At 49.8% G+C, this 26,647-nt stretch carries 25 protein-coding genes, 1 tRNA gene and 1 pseudogene; 15 read left to right on the forward strand and 12 right to left on the reverse strand.

Features of this window, described 5'->3' with window-relative positions; all coding sequences use genetic code 11:
• Positions 1–181: 181 nt before the first annotated feature.
• Both JNC80_RS04880 and JNC80_RS04885 read left to right on the forward strand, forming a co-directional pair.
• A complete protein-coding gene (locus JNC80_RS04880) occupies positions 182–721 on the forward strand; it encodes a hypothetical protein (RefSeq protein WP_376709686.1) in 540 nt (179 codons plus the stop codon).
• A gap of 97 nt (positions 722–818) precedes the next feature.
• Positions 819–1,229 (forward strand): hypothetical protein, encoded by a 411-nt coding sequence (locus JNC80_RS04885; protein WP_022709461.1) that lies wholly within the window; start codon positions 819–821, stop codon positions 1,227–1,229.
• A gap of 427 nt (positions 1,230–1,656) precedes the next feature.
• Here the strand turns inward: JNC80_RS04885 and JNC80_RS20040 are convergent, their stop codons facing one another.
• Together JNC80_RS20040 and JNC80_RS04890 are read right to left on the reverse strand one after the other, a co-directional pair.
• Positions 1,657–1,881, reverse strand: coding sequence for a DUF7947 five-stranded beta-barrel domain-containing protein (locus JNC80_RS20040; RefSeq protein ID WP_445482805.1), 225 nt, complete (start codon positions 1,879–1,881; stop codon positions 1,657–1,659).
• 584 nt (positions 1,882–2,465) lie between these two features.
• Positions 2,466–2,542, reverse strand: a tRNA-Met gene (locus tag JNC80_RS04890).
• 171 nt (positions 2,543–2,713) lie between these two features.
• On the opposite strand from JNC80_RS04890, the gene JNC80_RS04895 reads away from it, so the two are divergent.
• From JNC80_RS04895 to JNC80_RS04905, 3 genes are all read left to right on the forward strand, one after another.
• Positions 2,714–3,673, forward strand: coding sequence for a Gfo/Idh/MocA family protein (locus JNC80_RS04895; RefSeq protein ID WP_376709687.1), 960 nt, complete (start codon positions 2,714–2,716; stop codon positions 3,671–3,673).
• 361 nt (positions 3,674–4,034) lie between these two features.
• Positions 4,035–5,153 (forward strand): DegT/DnrJ/EryC1/StrS family aminotransferase, encoded by a 1,119-nt coding sequence (locus JNC80_RS04900; RefSeq protein WP_116087848.1) that lies wholly within the window; start codon positions 4,035–4,037, stop codon positions 5,151–5,153.
• A gap of 181 nt (positions 5,154–5,334) precedes the next feature.
• Entirely contained in the window at positions 5,335–6,420 is a 1,086-nt protein-coding gene (locus JNC80_RS04905; protein ID WP_376709688.1) for a DUF2218 domain-containing protein, read from the forward strand.
• 112 nt (positions 6,421–6,532) lie between these two features.
• Here JNC80_RS04905 and JNC80_RS04910 read toward each other — a convergent pair whose 3' ends face one another.
• Together JNC80_RS04910 and JNC80_RS04915 are read right to left on the reverse strand one after the other, a co-directional pair.
• Entirely contained in the window at positions 6,533–7,492 is a 960-nt protein-coding gene (locus tag JNC80_RS04910; RefSeq protein ID WP_376709689.1) for a coiled-coil domain-containing protein, read from the reverse strand.
• A 197-nt stretch (positions 7,493–7,689) separates the two neighbouring features.
• A complete protein-coding gene (locus JNC80_RS04915) occupies positions 7,690–8,274 on the reverse strand; it encodes a DUF1134 domain-containing protein (RefSeq protein WP_022709456.1) in 585 nt (194 codons plus the stop codon).
• A gap of 140 nt (positions 8,275–8,414) precedes the next feature.
• On the opposite strand from JNC80_RS04915, the gene JNC80_RS04920 reads away from it, so the two are divergent.
• Positions 8,415–8,555: a hypothetical protein gene (locus JNC80_RS04920; RefSeq protein ID WP_376709691.1), complete on the forward strand. Its 141-nt coding sequence runs from the start codon at positions 8,415–8,417 to the stop codon at positions 8,553–8,555.
• Positions 8,556–8,791: 236 nt separating this feature from the next.
• Positions 8,792–9,418, forward strand: a pseudogene (gene chpT, locus JNC80_RS04925) (histidine phosphotransferase ChpT); the annotation flags it as partial.
• Between the two features lie 224 nt (positions 9,419–9,642).
• Here chpT and ctrA read toward each other — a convergent pair.
• Positions 9,643–10,344, reverse strand: a complete 702-nt coding sequence (gene ctrA, locus JNC80_RS04930; RefSeq protein ID WP_022709454.1) for a response regulator transcription factor CtrA — start codon at positions 10,342–10,344, stop codon at positions 9,643–9,645.
• A gap of 446 nt (positions 10,345–10,790) precedes the next feature.
• On the opposite strand from ctrA, the gene JNC80_RS04935 reads away from it, so the two are divergent.
• Entirely contained in the window at positions 10,791–11,177 is a 387-nt protein-coding gene (locus JNC80_RS04935; protein ID WP_022709453.1) for a hypothetical protein, read from the forward strand.
• Positions 11,178–11,589: 412 nt separating this feature from the next.
• Here JNC80_RS04935 and sciP read toward each other — a convergent pair whose 3' ends face one another.
• Positions 11,590–11,865 carry a CtrA inhibitor SciP gene (gene sciP / locus JNC80_RS04940; RefSeq protein WP_075655983.1) on the reverse strand — a complete coding sequence of 92 codons (276 nt, stop codon included), beginning with the start codon at positions 11,863–11,865 and terminating at the stop codon, positions 11,590–11,592.
• A 309-nt stretch (positions 11,866–12,174) separates the two neighbouring features.
• Between sciP and mnmA the strand changes: the two genes are divergently transcribed.
• Complete coding sequence (gene mnmA / locus JNC80_RS04945; RefSeq protein WP_175576091.1) at positions 12,175–13,386, forward strand: tRNA 2-thiouridine(34) synthase MnmA; 1,212 nt, start codon at positions 12,175–12,177, stop codon at positions 13,384–13,386.
• A gap of 511 nt (positions 13,387–13,897) precedes the next feature.
• On the opposite strand, the gene JNC80_RS04950 is transcribed toward mnmA, so the two are convergent.
• The 3 genes from JNC80_RS04950 to JNC80_RS04960 all read right to left on the reverse strand — a co-directional run bounded on the left by JNC80_RS04950 (position 13,898) and on the right by JNC80_RS04960 (position 16,036).
• Positions 13,898–14,578, reverse strand: coding sequence for a TrmH family RNA methyltransferase (locus tag JNC80_RS04950; RefSeq protein WP_376709882.1), 681 nt, complete (start codon positions 14,576–14,578; stop codon positions 13,898–13,900).
• A 156-nt stretch (positions 14,579–14,734) separates the two neighbouring features.
• The gene (locus tag JNC80_RS04955; RefSeq protein WP_022710093.1) at positions 14,735–15,070 is read right to left on the reverse strand and encodes an ArsR/SmtB family transcription factor; all 336 of its coding nucleotides are present in this window, start codon (positions 15,068–15,070) and stop codon (positions 14,735–14,737) included.
• Between the two features lie 468 nt (positions 15,071–15,538).
• Positions 15,539–16,036 carry a HugZ family pyridoxamine 5'-phosphate oxidase gene (locus JNC80_RS04960; protein WP_376709693.1) on the reverse strand — a complete coding sequence of 166 codons (498 nt, stop codon included), beginning with the start codon at positions 16,034–16,036 and terminating at the stop codon, positions 15,539–15,541.
• 342 nt (positions 16,037–16,378) lie between these two features.
• Between JNC80_RS04960 and JNC80_RS04965 the strand changes: the two genes are divergently transcribed.
• From JNC80_RS04965 to JNC80_RS04985, 5 genes are all read left to right on the forward strand, one after another.
• Positions 16,379–17,986, forward strand: coding sequence for an ABC transporter substrate-binding protein (locus JNC80_RS04965; RefSeq protein WP_376709694.1), 1,608 nt, complete (start codon positions 16,379–16,381; stop codon positions 17,984–17,986).
• Positions 17,987–18,049: 63 nt separating this feature from the next.
• Positions 18,050–19,057 (forward strand): ABC transporter permease subunit, encoded by a 1,008-nt coding sequence (locus JNC80_RS04970; protein ID WP_022710096.1) that lies wholly within the window; start codon positions 18,050–18,052, stop codon positions 19,055–19,057.
• A gap of 8 nt (positions 19,058–19,065) precedes the next feature.
• Positions 19,066–19,974 (forward strand): ABC transporter permease subunit, encoded by a 909-nt coding sequence (locus tag JNC80_RS04975; RefSeq protein ID WP_028233427.1) that lies wholly within the window; start codon positions 19,066–19,068, stop codon positions 19,972–19,974.
• Positions 19,975–19,976: 2 nt separating this feature from the next.
• On the forward strand, positions 19,977–20,831 hold the full coding sequence (locus tag JNC80_RS04980) for an ABC transporter ATP-binding protein (RefSeq protein ID WP_022710098.1): 855 nt from the start codon (positions 19,977–19,979) through the stop codon (positions 20,829–20,831).
• Positions 20,828–21,670: a dipeptide ABC transporter ATP-binding protein gene (locus tag JNC80_RS04985; RefSeq protein WP_022710099.1), complete on the forward strand. Its 843-nt coding sequence runs from the start codon at positions 20,828–20,830 to the stop codon at positions 21,668–21,670. The genes JNC80_RS04980 and JNC80_RS04985 overlap by 4 nt, the downstream gene beginning before the upstream one ends.
• Positions 21,671–21,743: 73 nt before the next feature.
• Here JNC80_RS04985 and choV read toward each other — a convergent pair whose 3' ends face one another.
• The 3 genes from choV to JNC80_RS05000 all read right to left on the reverse strand — a co-directional run bounded on the left by choV (position 21,744) and on the right by JNC80_RS05000 (position 24,649).
• On the reverse strand, positions 21,744–22,781 hold the full coding sequence (choV, locus tag JNC80_RS04990; RefSeq protein WP_220160049.1) for a choline ABC transporter ATP-binding protein: 1,038 nt from the start codon (positions 22,779–22,781) through the stop codon (positions 21,744–21,746).
• A 2-nt stretch (positions 22,782–22,783) separates the two neighbouring features.
• Positions 22,784–23,620 (reverse strand): choline ABC transporter permease subunit, encoded by an 837-nt coding sequence (choW, locus tag JNC80_RS04995; protein ID WP_022710101.1) that lies wholly within the window; start codon positions 23,618–23,620, stop codon positions 22,784–22,786.
• A 123-nt stretch (positions 23,621–23,743) separates the two neighbouring features.
• Positions 23,744–24,649 carry a choline ABC transporter substrate-binding protein gene (locus JNC80_RS05000; RefSeq protein WP_376709883.1) on the reverse strand — a complete coding sequence of 302 codons (906 nt, stop codon included), beginning with the start codon at positions 24,647–24,649 and terminating at the stop codon, positions 23,744–23,746.
• Positions 24,650–25,353: 704 nt separating this feature from the next.
• On the opposite strand from JNC80_RS05000, the gene JNC80_RS05005 reads away from it, so the two are divergent.
• Entirely contained in the window at positions 25,354–26,595 is a 1,242-nt protein-coding gene (locus tag JNC80_RS05005; RefSeq protein ID WP_376709884.1) for a DUF2333 family protein, read from the forward strand.
• Positions 26,596–26,647: the final 52 nt, after the last annotated feature.

Here is a 26,647-nt window from a genome sequence, read left to right on the forward strand (position 1 = left end):
TGGTAGTAAATCATTCATTTGCCTTCCCCCCCTCTGTGCGCCTCTGCATCGCGACGTCAAGGGGCAAAGAAAAGGTACCTTACCCCATAGGCAAGCTGTGCGGTCACGCTGCACCCCTGAATATGAGCGTTTTCCAAATTTGGAAAATCGGAGTTTGCTTTGCATTTTGAGGAAAATCGAAATGGCAAAAAAGGCCACAACAACTTCGACCTCGTCCGCAATCATCGACCTTACGGGTGAAGAAATGCTGTCAACGAGTGGGGCATCTTCACTGTTGGGTATTACATCTCAATGGCTTCGTCAGCTATCGGCGAATGGTTATATCCCCGTGGCAATCAAGGGAAAGTACCCACTGGTTGCTGTAGTTCAAGGTTATGTCCGCTCCCTTAAAGACGAGGAACGGAGGTCGTCTAAAGTAGCGGCCGACAGCGGCCTTAAGGCCGCACGGCAAAGAGAGGTCGAACTCCGGATCGGGAAAGAGGAAGGTCGTCTCGTCGATATGGAAGACGTTGAAGCCATCGTCTCAAATGTTTTTGCAACACTACGCGCAGAACTTACCGGCATCCCCGTAGCGGTAACGCGCGATGTGAAATTGCGCGCGGAGATTGAGAAGGGATTAAATGGGGCGTTTGCTCAATCACAAGGCAAGTTCAGAGAAGCGGGTGAGGCTTTACGATCTGGCAGCGATCTTTTGGGAGCCGGCGGAGAAAACGACTCCTGACAAATGGGGGGGCGGAGAACTGCGTCTATCCGTCAGCATAACAATATCCTAGAAGGTGGGAATACTGCCTGTAATAAACTAATATGAGAGGTGCTTTATGGCTAAAGGTCGTCTTGATAGTTTAATGGATCAATTGGGCGTTAAATTGGTGCCTACCTACCGGCGCAGAGCGCGCGGCCAGAGCCATGCACGGGGCACAATGAAAGCCATAAGGGACGCACACGGCGAAGGTCATTTGGTCTTTGTTGTGAAAACCATAAAGCAAAGCGCCGGTAATATTGATGAGCTGTGGTCTGAAACAATCGGTGCAGTCTCAGACATAGTGCTGCAGCGCCCAGATTGGGCAGAGAGGCGTGCTGGTGACTTTATGGCGGCTTTTGATCAGATAGACCTTGCCGTGCTCCGTGGTCGCTCTCTAGCGCTCAGGCCGTGGCCGGTACGCGGGACACTACGCACATTGATACTTTCGGAGCTTGAAGGATTGCTTGCGCCAGTGTGTGCGGCGTAGTTTATTCTGTAGCCAGTCGCCCCAACTGAAAGCACTCATGCGACCTACAAAAGCGAGAAAGCACGCCACACGGCAACCTCGAAGGAACCAGTCGCCATTTCAGACGAGAGGCCTATATTCCAGCCCTATACGCGCCACACAGAAGCGGAGCTGATCGAGATAGGGCAATTCTCATCCAGAATAAGCTATCGCTTCCGCACGGCGAATTTGGGCCGTGGGTACGCGATAAGACCGGACTGCCATATGAGACCGCGCTGAATGCCATGAGACTGGCGCAAGTGGCTTAAACGGCGTTCGTGGCTTTCTGATCGGTGAAGGCTTGAAGTTGCTATGACCGGTCAGCAATAAAAAAGCCGCCCGACTGGAACAGGGCGGCTAATCAGTTATTTATTCTAAGGCCGTTCCACTTTGGTAATAAGAATATTCTTTAACGCTCCGTACTGCTAACAAATTTGAAAGCACTACATGAGATCCGACCATCGGGTGATATTCTGTCTCTATTGTTTGCGCGCAGGCTCGAAACAATCAGATTTCTTGTGGCAATATCTCGGCACATATCTACTAAAATAAACGGGACTGGTCTTTTCTCATCTTCGAGAAATATCCGTCCTTTGTATGTGTTGATGTTATAGCTACTGATCCGGCCGAACATATCATTTTGGTTATCGGAAGTCAGGAATGGGCGAAATTCGTACCAACCTTGGACGCATCTCCCACTCCATCATTTTATGGTGCGGACTTTTACTGAAATTTGAGTAAAAGGTATCACTGAATTGATGATGCCCCAAATTTAGGGCACGTCCACAAATTGTGGATGAACAATTCAACTTCCTTAAATTGAGGAAGTTGAATTACACTATTCGTTGGGCAGGTGAATTCCGCAAGCAGATTGTGCCGCAATAGGGGACTCGAAATGATCTTGTAACTTCTGATAGTCGCCGCCCCAAGTTATCCGCCAGCAAGTTGCCGCTCAAGCTGGCATGTCAGGCCAAACCAAATCTGGTTCGGCTGAATTCAACCCTTCGATTTGAGCGAAAGGTTGCTCAGTCCAAATCTGGGCTGAGTGTCACAACGATTCGACGGGGCATGTTGCACGGCATGTCGCGTGGAGCTACCGTGTACCAGTGTAACTCATTGAAATTTATAGAATGCCATTTGCAACACGATGCGACATGAAATTTACATCATGTTCCAGCTACGTGCTTTATAACTATTTGATTTTGTTTTGTAATTTTTTGGTAGCGGAGGACGGATTCGAACCGCCGACACAAGGATTATGATTCCTCTGCTCTAACCTACTGAGCTACTCCGCCCCACGATGCTTCAGAGCTTTTCAGCTGCTTCGCGAAGCAATGTTCTCGTTGGGAACGGGGGTCGTATAAGTCGGTATGCGCATAGCTGTCAAGCACTGTTATGCATTAATCGGTATTGAAATCCAACTTTTGCAAAGTTATTGAGTTTTCAACAAGCAAAGGCAGGAAAATATGGCACCGCGTATCGCAGTTCTCGGTTGTGGCTATTGGGGCAACAACCATATCCGTACTCTTAAAGGTCTGGGCGCACTCGTTGCTGTCAGTGACATTGATCCGGCGCGCTCCGCAAAATTTGCTGCGGATTATGATGTGGCGCAAATCAGTGTTGATGATCTTTTTGTTTCAAAAGATATCGACGCAATTGTTATGGCGCTGCCTGCGCAGTTTCATGCGCAATATGCTATCCGCGCAGTTGAACATGGTAAAGATGTTCTGGTTGAAAAGCCGATCGCTCTGACTGTTGCTGATGGCGAGGCCGCAGTACAAGCGGCTGAGAAACATGGCCGTATCTTTATGGTTGGCCATATTCTGCGTTTCCATCCGGCATTTGAGAAATTGCTGGAACTGGCACAAAACGGCGAGCTGGGCAAAATCGGTTATATTCAGGCGCATCGCATTGGTCTTGGCAAATTCCACGGCCAGAATGATGCGCTTTGGGATCTCGCACCACATGATTTGTCGATGATTCTGGCACTGACCGGCTCTGAACCTACTGAGGTGCGTGGTGAAGGTGCGGCAATGATTGATCATTTGAGCGATTTTGCCCATCTGCATATGGAATTCCCGAATGGTATTCGCAGCCATTTGTTTGCTTCACGTCTGAACCCGATCATGGATCGCCGTCTTGCAGTTGTCGGCGACAAGGCAATGGCTGTTTTTGACGATGCTGAGCCGTGGGAACGCAAGCTGACCCTGTATCGTCATAAAGTCTGGCAAGAAAACGGGCAGATCGCTTTCACCAAGGCTGATCCGGAATATGTGCCGGTACAGGAAGGCATGCCGCTGACCCGTGAGCTGGAACATTTCATTCATTGCATTGAAACGCGCGAAACACCGCGCACCAATGGTGAAGAAGCTGTGAGCGTGTTGCGGATTTTGACCAAGGGCACTGTGAACCATCCGGTTCGCTAACCGGAATCACAGATATTTGAGATATCCGGCTCTTTGTCATACTGACGGTACTGATAGATTGGCCCATAGTCTGAGGGGCTGAACGGGATAATCAGACTGTATCCATGTGGACAGACTGCAGGATGCGAATAAAACAACGCGATTGAGCGGCTTTTCTGGTATAAGAACCGGCGAGCCGGTCTTCGCGACTGCTGTGCGGAACAAGGGAGACGCGATGTTCCGCCATTGCTTCAAGCTGTGTTACATTGTTTGCCAAACAGTGAAGAATGCACCATGGCGAAGTCTCTTATGAGGGACTACATACTACTCGATTCGCGGGTGTGCGCGTGCATGATGCGGATCAATTGATATTGGAGCCGACATGCAATTCATTGATCTTGTGAGCCAGCGCGCTCGCATTGAAGACCGTCTTAACGCTGCTGTTCTTAAAGTGGTCGCGGAAGGCAAGTATATTCTCGGACCTGAAGTTGCTGAGTTTGAGAAGCAGCTTGCCGATTATGTTGGCGTCAAACATGTTCTGGCCTGTGCCAATGGTACAGACGCATTGCAGATGCCGCTGATGGCTATGGGCGTCGGCCCCGGCGATGCAGTTTTCTGCCCGAGCTTTACCTTTGCAGCAACCGCTGAAGTGGTGGCGCTGGTTGGTGCGGAAGCGGTTTTTGTAGATGTTGAAGAAGACACCTACAATATGAATGTGGAACAGTTGCAGGCTGCTATTGATGCAGTGCGCAAGGAAGGCCGTCTGACACCAAAGGCAATCATTCCGGTTGATCTGTTCGGTCTGCCTGCTGATTACCGTGCCATTATGGCAATTGCTGATAAAGAAGGCCTCAAGGTTATTTCCGATGCTGCCCAGTCGATCGGCGGCAAGCGCGACAATGCAATGTGCGGTTCTTTCGGTCATGTCGGTGCAACCAGCTTCTATCCTGCCAAGCCGCTCGGCTGCTATGGCGACGGCGGCGCAATCTTTACCAATGATGACGAGCTGAACGATGTTCTGCGCTCCATTCATTTCCACGGTAAAGGCGAAACCCAGTATGACAATGTGCGCATTGGTCTGAACTCCCGTCTGGATACAATTCAGGCTGCGGTTCTGCTGGAAAAAATGGCTATTCTCGAAGACGAAATGGAAACCCGTCAGAAGGTTGCCAATCGTTATGCCGAAGGTCTGGGTGACATTGTTAAAGTAACCCGTCCGGCTGCCGGTATCCGTTCCGCATGGGCGCAATATTCGATTGAAACCGAACGCCGTGATGAGCTGAAAGTCCATCTGCAGGCGCAGGGCATTCCTTCGGTTATCTATTATGTGAAGCCGCTGCATCTGCAGACTGCTTATAAGCATTATATGGTAGCACCAGGTGGTCTGCCGGTGTCTGAAGCTCTGCCTTCACGTATTCTCAGCCTGCCGATGCATGCTTACCTCTCCGAGGAAGATCAGGAACGCGTTATCGCTGCGATTCGCGAGTTCCACGGTAAGTAACCGGAATTTTCCGCTTTCAGTTATGATTTTAAAGGCCGGATGGAAACATCCGGCCTTTTTGCTGTTTCAGTCGGGCAGTCAGTGTGACTGTAAATTAAAATATGAATTGAAAATTCATATTATCGGGTGTTAGCTGCAGATAACCCGCTGGTTTTAACCGGCAGAGACTGCAGGAGAGATGATGAATAAGCCTGTATTTATTGCGCAAACGGAAGTTTCCTCCGCGCAGGCAGAGATAATTTTTGAAAATCTGCTGCGTGTTTATGGCGAACATTATACCGTGGAACGCACAGGGAATGAAGGTACAATTCCGCTGCTGATGGGTGTGGCAAAACTCAGGCTGGAACAGGAGCGTTTTACCGTAACCGCCGAAGCTGCCAATGAAAGCGATTTGTCTTATCTGAAATTTGCTGTCGCGGAAGGCATTGTCCACCATGCGGGTGCCGAAGCTGTGAGCTTCCGCTGGGAAGGCGACGGCGCAGGTGAGGGTAGTCTGCCACCGTTTTTCCGTGAAATGAAGGTCATTGCCGTGCGCAATATTACGCCGCATATGCGCCGGATAAGATTGCAGGGCGATGATCTGGGGCGCTATGCCAGTGGCGGGCTTCATATCCGCCTGATATTGCCGCCTAAACCGCCGCTCAAGCCGAAATGGCCGCATCTGGGGGCTGATGGTCGTCCGGTCTGGCCGGATGGTGAGCACCACCTGCAAAACCGTGTCTATACAATCCGGACCATTGATGTTGAGCAGGGCTGGGTTGATATTGATATGGTCGTGCATCCCAGCACGGTTGAAGCACCGGGAACAGAATGGGCCATGCAGGCGCAGACCGGTGATATTATCGGTATGACCGGCCCCGGTGGCGGGGATATGCCGGCGGGTGATGATTTTATTCTGGTTGGTGATGAGACTGCCTTACCCGCTATTTCCCGTATTCTGGAAAGACTGCCGGCTACGGCATCGGCAATTGTGCGTATTGAAGTAGCCGACAGTGCGGAAGAGCAACTACTGGAAACTCAGGCACAGCTTGATCTGAAATGGCTGCATCGTAATGGTGCGGAAGCCGGAACGACAACGCTGCTGATTGATGCGGTAAAACAGGCCATGCCGGTGCAAAGCGAAGGGCGTCGGCTGTTCGCATGGGCTGCTTGTGAGTTCGATGCTTTTAAAGCTATTCGCGGCTTCTGGCGTAAAGAATGCGGTCTGAAACGCGATGACCACATGGCGGTTGCCTATTGGCGGCGTGGCGTTGTGGACGATCATTAAAAGCTCGTGCTACCTGCAGATGGCTCTGGCTTTGGCTGTGTGATTTCAAGGAAAGCTACTGCCTGACGTTAAGGCGACCTGTGTGCCAGGTCCGGCACACGACGCTCTCATGTCAGGCTGTGATCTTTTTAATGCGTCCGGCCAGACTTTTTTGTTTTGATGCTTTTGCTTTTTTGGTGCTTTTGGCCGGAGCAGCCGGTTCTGTGTCCGGCTCTTTCAGTAATGTGTGGATAGGGGAGGTTTCACCTTCCTGAGCTGCTGTTCTGGCAACCATTTCAGCAGCGAGATCGCTGATGGTTTCCCGCAGCTGGTTATCTTCATCGCTCAGCGTCCGGCTTTCATTTTCAGCGGATTTTTCGCCGGAGCGCAAGGTTTTGCTCTGTCGTTCGAGTTTTTCCTGCGCATCAGAGAGTTCTGAAATCAGACGATGCAGTTTCTCCTCAAGCGCCTGATTACGCTGTTTCTCGCTTTCAAGAGATGTTTTCAATGATGCCACCTGAGAAGCCAGTTCTGACTTCAAGCTGTTAAGTTGTTTCTTTTCCTGCCGCAGATCGCCTGCCTCACGCCGCAACCGGTCTGTTTCGCTTTCACGACGGGAGACCTCTTCACGCAGCGTATCACTGAGATGGCTCAGGGCTTCATTCTGACGTTGCATCCGGCCGTTTTCCTCAAAGGACGCCTGCTGTTTCTGCTGAAGCTTTTTCATCTGCTCCTGCGCAGCGTTTAAAGTCTGCCGGTCGTCTTTCTGCTGTATTCTGGCAATTTCAAGCTCCTGCTGCAAAGGCAGAATCTTCTCAATTTCATGACGATCCGTGCTGATTTTCAACAATGCCTGAGTGTGCTTCTCGCGGATTTCCGAGGCTTGCATTTCCGCTTTACGGAGCGCAACGGCATGGGATGCACGCAGCATATCCCTGTCGGCTTCAATAGCTGTCAGCGAAAGCGGCAGCTGGGCATTCATCTGTTTTTGCCACAGATAATTTGCGCGTCGCCAGAACAATGGCGCTGCCAGCAAAATCAGAAAGACTGCGCATAAAAAGCCCAGCAGGAAAACCAGTACGGATTGTATCACGATCTGCCGATCTCCGGTGCTTTCAGATTATGACATGAATGCATGAAATTTAAATCATTCAGAGTGCATTCCGGTCTGATTTAACCGGATTACTGCTCTGTCCCTTTGACTGAATGCGTATCTGATCCGCAAAATATACGGGATGCGCCTGTAAAAGAGAGAATTTTCCAATTCTCTCTCCGGTCATATGTCTGCGCTCAGAACGGATTCCATGTCGCGCTTGGTGTCAGCTTAAGATAGCCGATATTGACGCCGAGACGGCCACCGACACCGGTACGGATCGGTACCAGCAGAATATTGCCGCGCTTCAGCACATTAAAACCTGCACCGGCAATAATATAGGCAGAGCCGGAAACGCCCGCATAGCGGCCATAGAGCATGTTTACATCATCAAGATTGTAAACCAGCATCATAACGCGCGAACCCTGACCTCCAAAATCCCAGCCAAGGGAAGGCCCCTGCCAGTAGGTTTTGTGATCGCCGGCATTTTTGGTGTAGAGCGTGCCTTCACCGTAAGTGAGACCGCCTACAAAGGCGCCGGAACCTTCTTCACCCAGAATATAGCCGTTTGGCAGGCCGTAACTCTGGAACGCTTTTTCAATGGCGGAGGCAATGCCGCCTGAGGTTGAGCCAAAGAAACGGTGGCCGGAGGCAACAATTTCCTCCATGCTGAAGCCTTCATTGGCTTTGGCCTGCTGCGGTATGACGCTGATCAGAGCCAGTAATCCTATTATGACCGAGGCAATATGCACACGGAAAGAGGACAGGTTTAGGGTAGCCATAAAAAAATCCTTCTGGCTGCTTGGCTCATTCTGTCTGACGGGACAATGAGCACCCTGAACAGGCGCTGTTGTCCGTATTTCCAAACATGCGCAAATGATTGCTACACATGTTTAAATCCCTGTCCGGAGCAGCAATTCTGATGACTGCTTTGTCCGGTATGTATCTTGCCGGAACAGCAGGATACGGTGGTTTGGCGAAACGGCTGTTTGATTTTTATAGCCTTCCGCACGGATATGACCCTTATTGTAGCGTCAAAAACCTTGTCGAATTGTTTATATGAAAAATTGTCCTTTCAATGGCTTAATGAAAAAGCATTAAAGCTGTTTTTGTCCTGTTATTTGGTAATCATTAAGCCTATTGGCGCATAATCACGGCACAAGGATGCCATGGCGTCCTGTTATCAGTTTATGTTCCGGTGATTCGTTTTGCGATGTGCCAGATTTTGCCCGCAAGGCTGAGCCGGAACTTTGATCGAAGCCTGCCGGGAGGCAGATATGAAATTTGGAGATGCAATCAATGTCCTTGCCTGTTGTTCTTTCCGCGGTTGATCTCGGCGCATTGCTGTGCAGCCGCATTTGCCATGACATTATTTCACCGGTCGGTGCGATTAATAATGGTCTGGAATTGCTGGAAGAGGGCGGTGCGGATGAAGATGCAATGGCGCTGATCGCTGCCAGTGCGCGTAATGCGTCTGCCCGTCTGCAATTTGCCCGTATCGCTTTCGGTGCTGCCGGTTCTGCCGGAGTGCAGATCGATACCGGTGATGCGCAAAATGTTGCCACCGCTTATATGGCGAATGAAAAGCCTGAATTTACCTGGACCGGCAACCGCGCTTTCCTGCCTAAAAATCAGGTGAAGCTGCTGTTGAACCTGATCCTGATCGGTATTTCTTCCATTCCGCGTGGCGGCAATCTGGATGTGGTGCTGGAAGATGCGGAAACCGATCCGAAAATCAGCATCAAAACACGCGGCCGTATGCTGCGCGTTCCGCCGAAATTTAAGGAATTGCACGACGGTATCATTCCGGAAGAGGCAATTGATGCGCATTCCGTGCAGCCTTACTACACGCTGTTGCTGGCACAGGAAGCCGGTATGGAAATCATTATTGATGTGAGCGAAGAAGAAATCGTCTTCCGTGCGCAGAAAGCAGAAGTCGAACCGGCTTTTCAGGGCGATGTGCCTGAAGCCGATGACGGCACACTCGCCGCCGATGCCGGTACACTGGCTGACGATTAATCAGCTCTGACTCTCAGTTAAATTTGAAAGCCGCGCAGTTTTGAATTGCGCGGCTTTTTAATATTGCTGACACAGGGCAATAAAAAACCCCGCTGAAGCGGGGCTTTTTGAAACCTGAATTGCATAAGAACTTATGCGATTTCGCGGTGATCCATGCTGTCCTGATCGCGCAGCACATAGCCACGACCCCAGACAGTTTCAATATAGTTCTGGCTGCCGGAAACAGCATCGAGCTTCTTGCGCAATTTGCAGATGAAAACGTCGATGATTTTCAGTTCCGGTTCGTCCATGCCACCATAGAGGTGGTTGAGGAACATTTCCTTGGTCAGGGTTGTGCCCTTACGCAGGGAGAGCAGCTCCAGCATCTGATATTCTTTGCCGGTGAGGTGAACGCGCTGGCCGCCGACTTCAACAGTCTTGGCATCCAGATTAACGATCAGATCGCCGGTGGTGATAACAGACTGTGCATGGCCTTTCGAGCGACGAACGATTGCGTGAATACGGGCAATCAGCTCATCTTTATGGAAAGGTTTGGTCATATAGTCGTCAGCGCCGAAACCGAGGCCGCGAACCTTATCTTCAATGCCAGCCATACCGGACAGGATGAGGATAGGTGTCTTTACCTTGGACAGGCGCAGTGTGCGCAGCACTTCATAACCTGACATATCCGGCAAGTTCAGATCGAGCAGAATGATATCATAGTCATAGAGCTTACCCAGATCGATGCCTTCTTCGCCCAGATCTGTCGTATAAACATTGAAGCTCTCTGACTTGAGCATCAACTCGATGCTTTGTGCGATTGCACTATCGTCTTCAATCAAAAGAACGCGCATCTTCAGAATCCTTTTTTCCGCCGCTTAACCTGATCCAGCAGTTAATTGCCTAACAGCACTCGCTTTGAACCAAGTCTGCCACCGAATGGTTAACAAAATATGATTCTCATTGGCAATAGTAAATATGAGTCTTATAGAATTTTCAGTTAACTAATTGAATTTACAGGATAATCACTCGAAAAATTTCTTAACAAATTAGTTTAAGAAATCGTTATAAGTGACTCATTGGATTCAAAGTTTTAATGTTGCTGAAAAAACACAGTTAATTTACCTAGCCTTAAGTCCTAACGGCTATGATTAACGCTGTACGTAAAGGAATGGTTACCAAAAGCCCGAAATCTTAATTTTATGTTTCGAAATTAAGTGATTTCTTTGCGTAGAGGGTGGTCGCAGGCAGCAAGTGTTGAAAAATTGCCTGGGAACTTGGTGTTCAAGGAGTAATGCGTATGAAGCCACGTGAGAGTCTTGTCCGGCTGAAACTGTTTCAGGTTAAAGAAAAGCGCCGGCAAATTGGTCAGCTGGACCTGATGATGGGCGAGTTTGAGCGGATGGCCGGTGAGCTTGATGCGCAAATCCAGTCAGAAGAGCGTAAAGCAGGGATTACGGATACCACGCATTTTGCTTATCCGACCTTTGCCAAAGCTGCCCGTCAGCGCCGCGACAATCTTTTTGATTCGATCCGCGATCTGATGTCTCAGAAAGAAGCCGCCGAAGCCGAACTTCTGGAAGCCGAAGCCGATCTCTCCCGCGCCGAAGCCCTCGAAACCCGTGACGGCAAGCTCAAAGAGATTGAAGAGGCTCCGGTCTACGATCGTCGCGTCATGATCGGATAAAGATTTCGGTTCTGATGGCCTGCAAATGGCAATTTTCTCCGCTTCCGATGCTCACGTACTGTAAGTACGCTCCGCTTCGGGGCTCGAAAATCACCATTTTCGTCTCATCATAACCAAAATCTGACCGGTTCTGCTTCGTCGGGCATGATGAGAACCGCAGCCTCTGCGTTTTGATCAACAGGTCTCAGTTTTACAAATGCATAATTCCTTAAACCACACGGTCTAAGGAATTATGCATTTTTTGTTTTTCAGGCTGGTGTTGGTGAAGGGGGGGTAATGAGGCGTGGCGTTCTAAGCCCCTGAAAACAAAGAAAGCCGGAGAGCAGAACTCTCCGGCTTGATCTGTAGAATGCGCCGCGTACGGCATATCCTTATTTTGTTTTCATCAGTCCTTTAAAGAGGGAAGATGAAATTAGTGTCTGTATTGTTGAATGCGTGTTGTCCGCAAACCGGCGAGACCATGCTCGTCGATGGACAACTGCCAAGACAGAAACTCTTCGACTGTCAGCGTATAACGCTGACAGGCTTCCTCAAGACTGAGGAGGCCGCCGCGTACTGCGGCAACAACTTCAGCCTTGCGGCGGATAACCCAGCGCCGTGTATTCGACGGCGGAAGATCAGCAACGGTGAGCGGACTTCCGTCCGGACCGATGACGTACTTTACTCGTGGTCTTACCAGATCGGTCATTGTACTCTCTACACAACACTCAAGGACCTAATCACGCTTCACGATAGCGTCACAGCTTTAAAAAAGAGCTAAGCACTCGGTAAGGCTCTGGTAATAAATAATAATTTTCATTAAAGATTATGTAGAAAGAGCTTGAAAACGCCATATTTAAGCCGTTTTGAGGCTTTTTTACTCGTTTTCAGCTCAAAATATTTTATTAAAAAATCTCCTTTGCCCTGCGGCATCTTGGCAAGGCGGGTCACAATGGCCTATATAAGGGGAGAATTTGAAGCAAGATATCGGGTTTTGACCCCGGATATGGACCTAATCATGAAACTGAACAGCCTCGATTTGCCGGGAAAGCCGGAAGATACGCGCATTGTTGTTGCAATGTCAGGGGGCGTTGATTCTTCGGTTGTTGCCGGTATTCTCAAGCGTGAAGGCTATGATGTTGTTGGTGTAACCCTTCAGCTCTATGATCATGGCGCTGCCGTGCACCGTGCCGGTTCCTGCTGCGCAGGACAGGACATTGAAGATGCGCGCCGCGTTTCCGAAAGCCTTGGTATTCCGCATTATGTACTGGATTATGAAGCGCGCTTCCGTGAAGCGGTTATCAATCCTTTTGCCAACAGCTATGTGAGCGGTGAAACGCCGATCCCGTGCGTTGCCTGTAACCAGACTGTAAAATTTGCTGATCTGCTGGCCACAGCGCGCGATCTGGGCGCGGCAGCGCTTGCGACCGGTCACTATATCCGCAGCGGTGCAAACGGCGCTCACAGAGCTCTATTCCGCCCAGTTGATGCGGATCGCGACCAGAGCTACTTCCTTTTCGCCACCACGCAGGAGCAGATCGACTATCTGCGCTTTCCGCTTGGTAATCTGCCAAAAGCGCAGGTTCGTGAAATGGCTGAGGAAATGGGGCTGACTGTTGCCAAGAAGCAGGATAGTCAGGACATTTGCTTTGTCCCGCAGGGCAAATATTCCGATATTATTTCACGCCTGAAGCCGGAAGCGGCGACACGCGGCCATATCGTGCATATTGACGGTCGTGTTTTGGGTGACCATGACGGTATTGTTCATTATACGGTTGGCCAGCGCCGCGGTATTGGTATTGCGACCGGTGAACCGCTTTATGTTGTGCATCTCGATGCTGCCCATGCGCGCGTTATTGTCGGCCCGCGTGAAGCGCTTGAAACACATAAAGTATTCCTGCGTGATATGAACTGGCTTGGTGACGGTCCGCTTGCTGATCTGCCAGCGGAAGGTATGGAAGTCTTTGCCAAGGTGCGTTCAACACGTCCGCCAAAGCCTGCTGTTTTGCATCATGCGGACGGTCAGACCTGGGTTGAGCTGATTGATGGTGAGAGCGGTATCGCTCCGGGACAGGCCTGTGTGCTCTATTCCGACGACAGCAATACGGCGCGCGTATTCGGCGGTGGTTTCATTGCCCGTTCCGAACGTGCTCCGGAAGCCGAAAAAATGCTGCGTGAACTGACCGGCAATGGTGCAGGAGCGACATCAGGCTCAGTGTCAGCAGCCTGAGCTGCATATGAGTGTTGAAGACTATGATCCGGAGTAAACAGATGAATGATACATTTGTTTACTCCGGATTATTTATGTACTAGGCTCTTTCTTCGTAATATATATGCTTGCAAAGCTGTGTTTTGGATATATTCATCGCTCCTGTGATTGCGATAACCTGTCAGATAAACATTTCATTTTGATCTGATATAGCCGGCATCAAAAAACTCCTGAAATACACGGTACTTGAGCAGCAGCCAGAAGCTGAAGCCAATATTTTCAGAATTGATACGGTTCATCAATAAAATTGAGCTTAGATTTTCACCCGGAAAAGAGTGTTGAAATTCATATATTTGATGATTTATTGAACTGATAATTTAGAATTTAATAATTCTATTTCAGGTTGTATGTATCCAGTATTCTGTTCAGTCAATTGATGCTGAGGTTTTGCAGCATTGCCCGCGTTGCAGTGAAATGATTTGTTTGTTTCCGGTGGCATGAAACGAGCGGCTTCAGTTTGAAATCAGGCAGTTTAATCAAAATTTGCGCGGCTCAGGCAGGATAATGCGATGCCGGAGGCTGTCGCTACATTCAGGCTGTCAAACCGGCGGGACATAGGAATGCGGGCGCTTTGCAGGGAGGTAAGCAGATGCTGCGGCAGTCCTTCGCCTTCAGTGCCCAGCAAAAGCGCGGTTCGCCCATTTACAGGCAGATCATAGAGCGATTGCGGGCTTTGCGGTGACAGTGCAATGAGGTTGATGCCCGCTTCGGCAACGGTTTTTACAATATCGTCAATCTTGCCGTTATGGGCATAGGGAACTTGTAATGTTGCGCCGACCGAAACACGGATTGCTTTACGGTAAAGCGGGTCGCAGCATGTTTCATCCAGCATTACACAACTGGCTTCAAAGGCGGCGGCATTGCGGAAAATTGATCCGATATTGTCATGGTTGGATATGCCGCAAAGGATCAGGGTAAGGGCATTATCCGGCAAATTCTCTATGAGATTCTGGATGTTATGAAGGGTTTTTCTTTTCCCGACAGCGAGAATGCCACGATGGACATTGAAGCCCGCAATCTGATCCATATCGGATGGTGAGACTGCATAAACAGGGACGTGATCCGGAACCAGAGGCAAAATATCCTGAAGGCCGGCCAGTTTGTTTTCGGTGATAAGAAGAGATTCAGCTTCAAACTGCGATGAATTCAGCAGAACGCGTTAGACGACCTTGCCTTCTGCAATGAAGCGGGACTCGCGCCCTGTAAGGTCTTTTTCTTTAATATTGAGATAAGCGCCGAGGCGCTTATCTGCTAAGTCATTAATAAATATGACGGAATTATATTTAGTCTGATTATGCATCAGTTTAGTTTAAGCAAACGCTTCCCGTCTTTTCTCGCTGCGTGCCAGATACAGACTGCCTAATGTTGAAAGCACCAGCTCAATATGCGGAGATGAAACAACATAGTAGATTGTCTGGGCGTCCCGTCTTGTGGAAACAAGATTGAGTGCGCGCAGTTTTGCAAGGTGCTGTGATAATGCAGACTGGCTGAGGTCGATTGCTTTTGCAAGACTTCCCACAGACATTTCATTATGCAACAGCTTGCAAAGGATCAGCAGCCTTTTATTGTTGGCGAGAGCCGACAGGAAGTCGGCAGCCTGATCCGCGTTATCGACAAGATTTGCGTAGATATTATCATGTTTCATGTGCAGTCCTACCCCCGTATGACAGCAATTTTGATAGTGCGCTTATAAGAAAGAAATCAGCGCACTATTACAACTACCAATAGAATTGATATTTGCAAGAATTATTTTAAAACGTACAGAATAATTACTCTTTAAGGGAGTGATAAATCGATTTCAAAATTATTTGTTTATTTTATATTTAGCGGTTGCTAAAATATTAAAAATGTCATTTTAAACTAAAATATTAATAATAAATATTGGTCGCTTTTGTAAAAAAATAATCGTTGAATTTCAAAATTTATGAGCAGGCTTTTGAATAAGTACACATTTTTGTGATCTTGTTAATTTAGAGTATTGATAGAGAAAAAATCTAAGTCAAACACAGGCAGAAAAGACGAAGCTCAATCAGATTGTGCTTCGCCGTATCATTCAAAAACTATTATATAAGTCGCAAATGTCGCAGGCTGGACAGCGGGAAATCGTCGATATTTATTGTGGCAGTATAATATCTTCGGTTTTTAGATGGAAAGCTTTTCCGAAACCACCGTTGAGACCGGCACTTTCCACATTGAGGCGGAAAATAACAAAATCTCCGAGATCAATATAAAGTTTAACTTTAGGGCGTTTTTCGAGAAACAGATCCCGCAGGCGCTGATATCCCTCCTGACCACGCATGAATTTCTCTGCTGAACAGGCAAGGGTAATGCGCGGATGAACCAGCGGGTCACCTTTATCGGCAGGTTCGCCAAGCAAAAGCGAACACACAGGATTGGCATCCAAGGCCGGTGTATGGGTGGCAAGGCCCGATGCCAGAAGCAGGGGCGTGTTATCCGTATCAGTGGTGATTGCAACGCGTGTTACACTCGGACGACCGGTTGCCGGATCAAGCACTGCGAGTGAGCCGTAAGTAGCATTTGAAATCAGCTGAACAGCGAGTACACGTGCTTCCTCTGTTGTCTGCTGAATGACGTCTTTCTTTTCACTCATAATCCTGCCTCATTTTCCGTGTCTTGTCCTGATCTATCAATAGCTTGCGTAACGTCCGGTACTGTTCCGATTCTGACAGGAACGGGCGCAAACAGGCTGATTACTAGCAGCTAATCACAAAAAAATCCTGCGTGCTTTGTGAAATTGAAACGGTTGAAAAGCTGAAATTATCATTAAAAATCAAATATATATTTTTTATGTCTAATTATGGAGCGGAATTATTTTTTCTGCGCCGTTGACCAAGACGTAAATTCAACTTGCCTTTTTGCCGCGCAAAATGCTTCTTTACGCCTCAGACTGCGACGTGAGGCGTTGCAGCTTGTTATCGGGTGGAGGCCTATAATGAAATTTCACACTAAACTTCTTGCTGCGACTGCGCTGACCGCTGCCATGATGGCGGGTTTTTCCGGCGCTGCATCCGCAAAGACGCTGGTATATTGCTCGCCGGCATCGCCGGAGGGATTTGATCCGGCACCTTACACTGGTGGTGATACTTTTGATGCGTCTGCGCATCCGGTTTATAACCGTCTGGTTGAGTTTGAGAACGGCACAACTGTTGTTGAGCCAGGTCTCGCTGAAAAATGGGAAGTGTCCGAAGATGGTCTGGAATATACATTCCATCTGCGTAAGGGCGTAAAATTCCAGACAACGGATTATTTTACACCGACCCGTGATTTCAATGCTGATGACGTTCTGTTCTCATTCGACCGTCAGCGCAACAAAGACAATCCTTGGCACCAGTATACTGCCGGTATTTCCTACGAATATTTCGACAGTATGGAAATGGGCACGCTGATCAAGGATATCGTCAAGGTTGACGATAATACTGTTAAATTCGTGCTGACACGTCCTGAAGCACCATTCCTCGCCAATATTGCGATGCCTTTCGTATCCATTATGTCGAAAGAATATGCAGACAAGCTGGAAGCAGATGGTAAAAGAGAAAACCTCAACCAGTTCCCAGTGGGTACCGGTGCGTTTACTTTTGTAGCCTATCAGAAAGATGCGGTTATCCGCTTCAAAGCGAACCCTGATTACTGGGGTGAAAAGCAGAAAATCGACGATCTGGTTTTCGCAATCACAACCGATGCTGCAGTTCGTGCGCAGAAGCTGAAAGCCGGCGAATGCCATCTGATGTCTTATCCGGCTCCGGCAGATATCAAAGGCCTGCAGGCTGACAGCAATCTGAAGGTTGATGAACAGGCCGGTCTGAATATTGCATATTTTGCCTATAATACGCTTGTTGCACCTTTCGATAAGCCGGAAGTGCGTAAGGCACTCAATCAGGCTGTGAATAAGCAGGCGATCATTGACGCCGTGTTCCAGGGTTCCGGTCAGGTTGCCAAAAACCCGATCCCGCCGACAATGTGGGGTTACAATAACGCGATTGAAGACGACAAATATGATCCTGAAGCCTCGAAAAAGGCTCTGGAAGCTGCCGGCGTTAAAGATCTGAAGATGAAGCTTTGGGCTATGCCTGTAAGCCGTCCTTATATGCCGAATGCACGTCGTACAGCTGAGCTGATGCAGGCCGATCTGGCCAAAGTCGGTGTAACAGCTGAAATCGTTTCGATGGAATGGGGTGAATATCTCAAGAAGTCGGGCGAAAAGGATCGTGACGGTGCGGTTATCCTCGGCTGGACCGGTGATAATGGTGATCCGGATAACTTCCTCGGCGTTCTGCTCGGCTGTTCCGGTGTTGGCAGCAACAACCGTGCACAATGGTGCTACCAGCCATTTGAAGATCTGATCCAGAAGGCGAAAGTGACTTCCGATCAGGCAGAGCGCGTTAAGCTTTACGAGCAGGCACAGGTAATTTTCAAGGAGCAGGCTCCTTGGAACACACTGGCACATTCCACAGTTTATGTGCCGATGTCTGCCAAAGTTACGGGCTTTAAGATGAGCCCGCTCGGTGATTACCGTTTCGACGGTGTTGATATTTCCGAGTAATTCTTAAAAGGAGAATGACCGGGCGCTGGATGAAATATTTCAGCGCCCGGTCTTGCTATATTCATGATACGATTCATTTTAAGCAAAATTGCCTATCTGATACCGACATTTTTCGGCATCACTATTCTTGCTTTCGGCTTCGTACGCGTTTTGCCGGGTGATCCGGTCCTGCTGATGGCAGGTGAGCGCGGCGTATCGCCGGAGCGACATGCGGAGCTGATGAAGCAGTTCGGTTTTGACAAGCCGATGTGGCAGCAATATCTGGATTATATCTGGAATTTGCTACACGGCGATTTCGGCATGTCCATGGTTACCAAAAAACCGGTTATTACCGAGTTTTTCACGCTTTTTCCGGCGACAGTCGAACTGGCGCTGTGTGCTATTGTGCTTGCGGTTCTGATCGGTATTCCTGCCGGTGTTTTCGCGGCGGTTAAACGCGGTTCGTGGTTTGATCAGACATCGATGGGCGTAGCACTGGTCGGCTATTCCATGCCGATTTTCTGGTGGGGCCTGCTGCTTATCATTCTGTTTTCGGGTATTTTACAGTGGACACCGGTTTCCGGCCGTATTTCACTCATGTATTTTTTCCCGCCGGTTACCGGTTTTATGCTGATTGACAGTCTGCTGTCGGGACAGAAGGGGGCTTTTACCTCTGCGCTTTCGCATCTGATCCTGCCGACAGTCGTATTGGCAACAATTCCGATGGCGGTGATTGCACGTCAGACCCGCTCGGCTATGCTTGAAGTCTTGGGTGAGGATTATGTCCGTACAGCGCGCGCAAAAGGCCTTGGCCAGCGTCGTGTTATCGGGCTGCATGCTCTGCGCAATGCGCTTATTCCGGTTATTACCACAATCGGTTTGCAGGTCGGCGTTTTGCTTGGCGGTGCTATTCTGACTGAAACTATTTTCTCCTGGCCGGGGATCGGTAAATGGATGATCGACAGTATTTTCCGTCGTGACTATCCATCTGTTCAGGGCGGTTTGCTTCTGATCGCCATCCTTGTGATGGTCGTTAATCTGGCTGTTGATTTGCTTTATGGCTTAATCAACCCGCGCATCCGGCATAAGTGAGGCTTCCAATGAGTAATTCTACTGTACCAATGGAAAAGTCAGTTGATGTGTCTTTGCGACGCCAGCTTGCCGATTTCTGGTATTATTTCAGCGTGAACCGCGGTGCGGTTCTTGGCCTGATCGTTTTCGTAGCGCTGGTTCTGGTGGCTGTTTTTGCACCTTTGCTGGCTCCCCATGATGCGACACAGCAATATCGTGACGCATTGCTGACCCCTCCGGTCTGGCAAGAGGGCGGTAAAGCCGCATTTCTGCTCGGTACAGATGCGGTTGGCCGCGATGTTCTGTCCCGTCTGATTTACGGCTCGCAATATTCGCTGTTTATCGGTCTTGTGGTTGTTGTTCTGTCGCTGGTTTCCGGTGTGACCGTTGGTCTGATCGCCGGTTTCTTTGGCGGCGTGGTTGATACAATCATCATGCGCGTGATGGACATCATCCTGTCCTTCCCTTCGCTTATTCTGGCGCTGGTTCTTGTGGCAATTCTCGGACCTGGTCTGATGAATGCGATGATCGCTATCGCGCTTGTTTTGCAGCCGCATTTTGCACGTCTAACCCGTGCAGCCGTGATGGCGGAAAAGAACCGTGAATATGTGATTGCTGCCCGCTTAGCCGGTGCCAGCCGTCTGCGTCTGATGTTCAAGACCATTCTGCCGAATTGCATGGCACCGCTGATCGTACAGGGCACTTTGTCCTTCTCCAATGCGATCCTTGATGCTGCTGCTCTGGGCTTTCTTGGTATGGGTGCACAGCCACCGACACCGGAGTGGGGTACAATGCTTGCTGAAGCACGTGAATTTATCACCCGTGCATGGTGGGTTGTTACATTCCCGGGTCTTGCTATCCTGATTACGGTTCTCGCGATCAATCTGGTTGGCGACGGTCTGCGCGATGCGCTTGATCCAAAACTGAAGAGGAGCTGATAATGGCTCTTTTAGAAATCAAAAACCTGACAGTTGCCTTTGATACGTCAACAGGTGCTTTCAAAGCCGTAGACGGCATCGATATTTCTGTCGATGCCGGTGAGGTTCTGGCTATCGTTGGTGAATCCGGTTCGGGTAAATCCGTTGGTATGCTGGCGGTGATGGGATTGTTGCCGAAGACTGCTACAGTCACCGCGGACAAGATGCTGTTTGACGGCCGTGATCTGCTCAATATGAGCGATAAAGAACGCCGCGCGATTATCGGTCGTGAAATCTCCATGATTTTTCAGGAGCCGATTGCCAGTCTCAACCCGTGCTTTACCGTTGGCTTCCAACTTGAGGAAGTTCTGCGCTTTCACCTGAATATGGGTAAAGCACAGCGCCGTAGCCGTGCGATCGAGCTTCTGGAACTGGTGGGCATCCGTGATGCCTCTGAGCGGCTGGGCAGCTATCCGCATCAGATGTCCGGTGGTCAGTGCCAGCGCGTGATGATTGCCATTGCGATTGCCTGTAATCCGAAATTGCTGATCGCGGATGAACCGACAACTGCGCTTGATGTGACCATTCAGAAGCAGATCCTTGATCTCTTGATGCGTTTGCAGGAAGAGCACGGTATGGGCCTGATTATGATTACGCATGATATGGGCGTTGTGGCAGAAACCGCAGACCGCGTTATCGTGCAGTATAAAGGTCATAAGATGGAAGATGCGGATGTGCTCTCATTGTTTGAGAATCCGCAGAACCCTTATACAAAAGCACTGCTTTCAGCCCTGCCGGAAAATGCAACCGGTGACCGTCTGCCAACGGTTTCGGATTTTGTCTTGCAGAATGCCGCATCGTCAGGAGCTGCCCAATGAGTGAGATCGTTCTTGAAGCCCGTAATATTGTGCGGGATTATCACACTGGCGGCGGTTTGTTTTCCAAGGCGAAAACTGTGCATGCGGTGAAAAATGTCAGCTTCTCGGTCGAGAAGGGCAAGACACTGGCTATTGTCGGTGAAAGCGGTTGCGGCAAGTCAACACTTGCCCGCATCCTGACTTTGATTGACCCGCAGACATCCGGCGAGTTGCTGATTGACGGTCATCCGGTGAATATTGCCACCGATGGTCTGACTCGCGAAATGCGCCAGCGTGTGCAGATCGTGTTTCAGAACCCGTATGGCTCGCTCAATCCGCGTCAGAAAATCGGTGATGTGCTGGCGGAACCTCTGCTGCTGAATACCAATATGACAGCGGAAGAGCGTCAGGAAAAAGCGATGCAGATGCTGCTCAAGGTCGGTCTTGGCCGCGAGCACTTCAATCGCTATCCGCATATGTTCTCCGGCGGTCAGCGTCAGCGTATTGCGATTGCCCGTGCATTGATGCTCAGCCCGCGTCTTCTGGTGCTGGATGAGCCGGTCTCGGCACTCGATCTCTCGGTGCAGGCGCAGGTGCTTAATCTTCTTGCGGATCTGCAGGAAGAGTTTGAACTGACCTATGTTTTCATCAGCCATGATTTGTCTGTGGTACGCTATATCGCCGATGAGGTGATGGTGATGTATTACGGTGAGGTTGTTGAATATGGCACACGTGACGAGGTGTTTAATCATCCGCGTCATGACTATACGAAGAAGCTGTTCGGGGCCACTCCGCGTTCGGATATCGAAAGCATTCGTCAGCGTGTGACTGAACGTGCGAAAAAACGTTCAGCAGCCTAAACCGCGATTACAGTGATAACAAAAACGCCGCGCTGATAAGATCAGCGCGGCGTTTTTGTTTGCAGGTTTTAAATTATCTTCGGTGGCGGGTGAGGCTGCGCACAACATCATCAGCCGAGATTTTGCCGACAATCGCACCATTATGCACAACACCGACATCGCCATTATTGCGCACCATCGCCTGCATAATATCCTGAATTGCGGTTTCCGGTTTTGCTGTTGCTGCAAAAGGGCGGGGCGGCGCACTGCGGTCAAGCGGGGACATGATATCAGCGGCGAGCAACACACCCAGAGGGTTCATATTGGCCACAAAATCCGCCACATAATCATTGGCCGGATTAAGCAAAATATCCTGTCCGCTGCCGCATTGAATAATACGGCCGCCTTCCATGATAGCAATGCGGTTACCGAGTTTCATTGCCTCATCCAGATCATGGCTGACAAAGACAATGGTTTTTTTCAGATGATCCTGTAAATGCAGCAACTCATCCTGTAAGCGCGCGCGGATCAACGGATCAAGCGCGGAGAATGGCTCATCCATCAGCAGGATCGGTGCGCCGGTTGCAAAGGCACGGGCAAGACCGACACGCTGCTGCATGCCGCCGGATAATTCACCGACCTTGCGCTTAGCCCAATCCTGCAATCCGACCAGTTCCAGCTGGTTCTGTACCGCTTCTTTGCGTGCCTGTTTGCTTAAGCCCGCAATTTCAAGACCGAAGCCGACATTGTCCTCGACTGTGCGCCATGGCAGCAGACCGAATTGCTGAAACACCATGGACACCACATGGGTGCGCAGAGCGCGCAATTGTGCAGTACCGGCTGCGGTTACATTGATTTCGTCACCCTGATTATAGACCGTGACGCAACCGCGGCTGATCGGGTTCAGGCGATTAATCGCGCGTAAAAGCGTGGATTTTCCGGAGCCGGACAATCCCATCAGGACGAGCAGCTCACCCTCGCGGATATCGAGCGAGCAATTATGCACGCCGAGAATATGGCCGGTTTCTGCCTGAATTTCTGAGCGGGTAAAGCCCTGATCGGCAAGATCCAGTGCCTTGTCCGTTTTATTGCCGAAAACAATACTGATATTCTGAAGACTGATAGAGGCCATGATTATTTTTCCCTGCCCGGACGGAAAATGCGGTCGAGGATGATGGCGACAACCACAATCACCAGTCCCGCTTCAAAACCGAGCGCGGTATTGACCGAGTTAAGAGCACGCACAACCGGCACGCCAAGACCATTCGCACCGACAAGCGCTGCAATCACCACCATAGACAAAGACAGCATGATGGTCTGGGTGAGACCAGCCAGAATTTGTGGCATGGCATAGGGCAGTTCAATCTTCCAGAGCAACTGGCGGCGCGAAGCGCCGAAAGCCTCTCCGGCTTCTCTTAAATGTTCCGGCGTTGAGGAAATACCGAGATGGGTGAGGCGGACAGGCGCGGGCAGCACAAAAATGGCTGTTGCCAGCAGACCCGGCACCATACCAATGCCAAAAAACACAATCGCCGGAATGAGATAAACAAAGGTCGGCAATGTCTGCATCAGATCAAGGATCGGGCGCACCACCGCATAAAGCTTTGGCCGGTGTGCCGTTGCGATGCCTAATGGTACGCCAAGCGCCATACAGATGAAACAGGCCGACAGAACCAGCGTCAGGGTTTCCAGCGTCTGATCCCAATAGCCCTGATTGAGGATGAATAAAAATCCGATAATCGTCAGAATGACAGTCGAGATTTTTCTTTGCAGCCCCCATGCGATCGCGGCAAAAATGGCAATCAGAATAAAGGGATGCGGAAATTTGAGTGCGGCCAGTAAGCCGTCAATCAATGTCTGCATAATGGCGGCAATACCATCAAACAGCCAGCTCAGATTTTCAGTTAACCAGGTGACAACATTCTTCGCTGTACGCCCGACGGGAATTTTTTGTGATGTCAGCCAGTCCAAAAGTCAGGTCCCCGTTTTCCTGTCAGTCTATTTTTCAATCGGGTTTGGTTTGTGAAAACCATGAATAGTCGTACGGTAAATCTGCTGCCGGTGTGATACCGGCAGCAGATTGTCTGTGTGCGGTCAGAGACCGAAAGTTTGTTTGACAGCTGCAAGGCCGTCTTTGCCGTCCAAAGTGGTAACGTCTTTCAGCCATGCATTCAGCGCATCCGGATTGGCTTTGATCCATGCCGTTGCCGCTTTGGCCGGATCTTCACCATCATCCAGAATTTTACCCATGATCTGGTTTTCCATTTCAAGGGTGAATTCAAGATTGGTCAGGAACTTTCCGACATTCGGGCATTGTTCTGTATAGCCGTTCCAGACATTGGTTTCGACCTTCGCGCCACCGAGATTAGGGCCGAAAAAGTCGTCGCCGCCCTCCAGATAACGCATTTCAAAACGGGAATTCATCGGATGCGGTTCCCAGCCGAGGAACACGACCGGTTTCTTGGCTTTAATATCTTTGGCAACCTGCGCCAGCATACCCTGTTCGGAAGACTCCGCCAGTTCAAAGCCCTTCAGATCAAAAGCACCTTTGGAAATCATGTCGAGGATCAGGCGGTTGCCGTCATTGCCCGGTTCAATACCGTAAATTTTATTGCCGAGCTGATCTTTGAATTTGGCAATATCGGCAAAGCTTTTCAGACCTTCATCATAGGCGAAAGCAGGCACTGCCAATGTGTATTTCGCGCCGGTCAGATTGGTGCGCAGGGTGATGACGGTCTTGTCATCAAGATATGGCTGGAGATCAGCAGCCATGGACGGGTTCCAGAAACCGAGGAACACGTCGATATCTTTTTTGCTGAGCGAAGCATAGGTCACCGGCACAGACAGAATTTTAATGTCTGTTTTATAGCCAAGACCTTTGAGAATTTCTGTGGCAACGGCTGTGGTCGAGGTAATATCTGTCCAGCCGACATCAGAGAAGCGGATTGTGGAACAGGCTTCAGGTTCTGCCGCCCATGCACTGCCGGCACTGCCCGCCATTAATGCGGCACAGGTGAGTGCCAGCACGGATTTGCGGCTTTTAGCGAAGGACAGGTTGGCAGGGTACAGATGTTTCACTGGCAGAAAACGCATGAATCTCTCCATCGACGGGATTATATTTATTTATAGCAGAGCATTTCCGCTTCCCCGAAACTGCTCTGTTGTTTGTTTTTATGCAGTTTGATCAGAAAACCGCAGCACTGTTTTGCGCGACATGTCCCGGTCCCAAATCTAAACAAGCATCAAAGTCCGGAGTCTTCAAGCAGTTTTGTGATCCAGGAATCCGCAAACACGACAATTAACGTCGGAATGAGGCAGGCTAAAAATAATATGCAGTAATTTCAAGGCTAAAGCTGAAAATTAAATTCAGACTCACCGGTTGAACCTGCGCTGTTGCGGTTTATATCAAAGTCGTAATGACATCGTTTCTCTGTAAAGCGCCGGGTTTCTCTGTAAGACGCCGGTGCCGGACATACTGGTGCCGCTTGTGCCTGTTTCAGGTAAGACGTGCTGAGCAGGTTGTACCGGATTGAATGATTGCTGTTTAAAAAATCCGGCGCTGTTGCGTATTTCTTTGAAACTATGCAAGGGTTTACAGGAAAAATACCTTTCGGGCTGCGTTCTGTTCAGGACGTGGGGCAAGAGCTGACACAAAGGACAAGATCGTGACGGTCATCGGAAATATCTTTGCTTTTATAGGGCGTATGATTACAGCACTTGTGCGGCTGATCGCAGTGCCTTTCGGCGCGTTGTGGCGCGTTTATCAGAGCCTCAGCGTCTTGTGGAAAACCCTTATCGCCATAGCCGTTATCGGTTGGGCGGGCCTGTATGGTTATTTCGTAGTGCAGACACAGGTCTGGACGAATTTTGATCCGGATTATCCGGCAAAATATGCCTATCAAAGTGCTGTTACGCCCGGTGAAATTGTCGAGCCGTCAAAAGCGCTTACATCGCCGACAGCCCCATCACCATCATCGGCAGAAAGCACATCGCCTGCTGATCCGACGGCACTGCCAGCGGAAGGTGCCACTGGGAATAATGATAGCACGACAAATAATGCAGCGCCTTCGACTGAGCCAGCCAGCCAGCAACCTGCGCCGCAAATGGCTTTATCGCAACCAGCAGGGGCGCGGGTTTGTGCACCATCGGCTCTGGCTGAAGTGACCGCTGAACTGACCGATTTCAATGTGAACCAGAATGCATGGGTCTCTTCCATGCTGTTCTATAAAACAGGTTTCTTCGGGCTGGATTGGGACCGGACACCGTTTCTGGATAATAAAGCCTCGTTCCAGCGCGGCGTGCATTCGGCTGTACGCCGCACAACGATTGAACTGGTAGATTCTCTCGGCCGCCTGCGCGGTACCTCGCAGATTGATAATGATCTGCAAAAAGCCCGCGGTAATATGCAGTTCCGTGAAGATACATGGTATTTCGGCTTAAGCCCGTTTGGTCCGAAAACGCCGACACCGAGCTATTACCGTTCCGCCATTAAAGAGCTGCGTGCCTTCAATGCGCGTCTTGAAAAATGCGAGGCAACTTTCGATGCCCGCGCAGACAATCTGATCCAGTATGTGGATCGTATTGCCAGCGATCTCGGCTCGACATCTGCCATTCTGAAAGACCGCTCTGATAATTATCATGCGGGCTGGTTTGATACCCGTGCCGATGACCGGTTCTGGTTCGCCTATGGTCAGCTCTACGCTTATTACGGGCTGATCCGCGCAACGCATTCTGACTTTAAAGCTGTGTTGGCTGAGAAACATCTCGATGGTTTGTGGGATACAATGGAACAGCAATTGCGCTCGGCACTGGATATGCAGCCAACCATCGTTTCCAATGGTCGTCAGGATGCATGGTTCACTCCGTCCCATCTGACGACAATGGGTTTCCACATTCTGCGCGTACGCTCCAATCTGGTGGATATCCGTCAGGTTCTGGAACGCTGATTATCAGAGCAGATATGTTTTAAATCACTCTGCCGCGTGTTAAAGCGCGGCA

Origin of the sequence: Pseudochrobactrum lubricantis, assembly GCF_041929865.1 — a bacterium.
Classification (GTDB): domain Bacteria; phylum Pseudomonadota; class Alphaproteobacteria; order Rhizobiales; family Rhizobiaceae; genus Pseudochrobactrum; species Pseudochrobactrum saccharolyticum.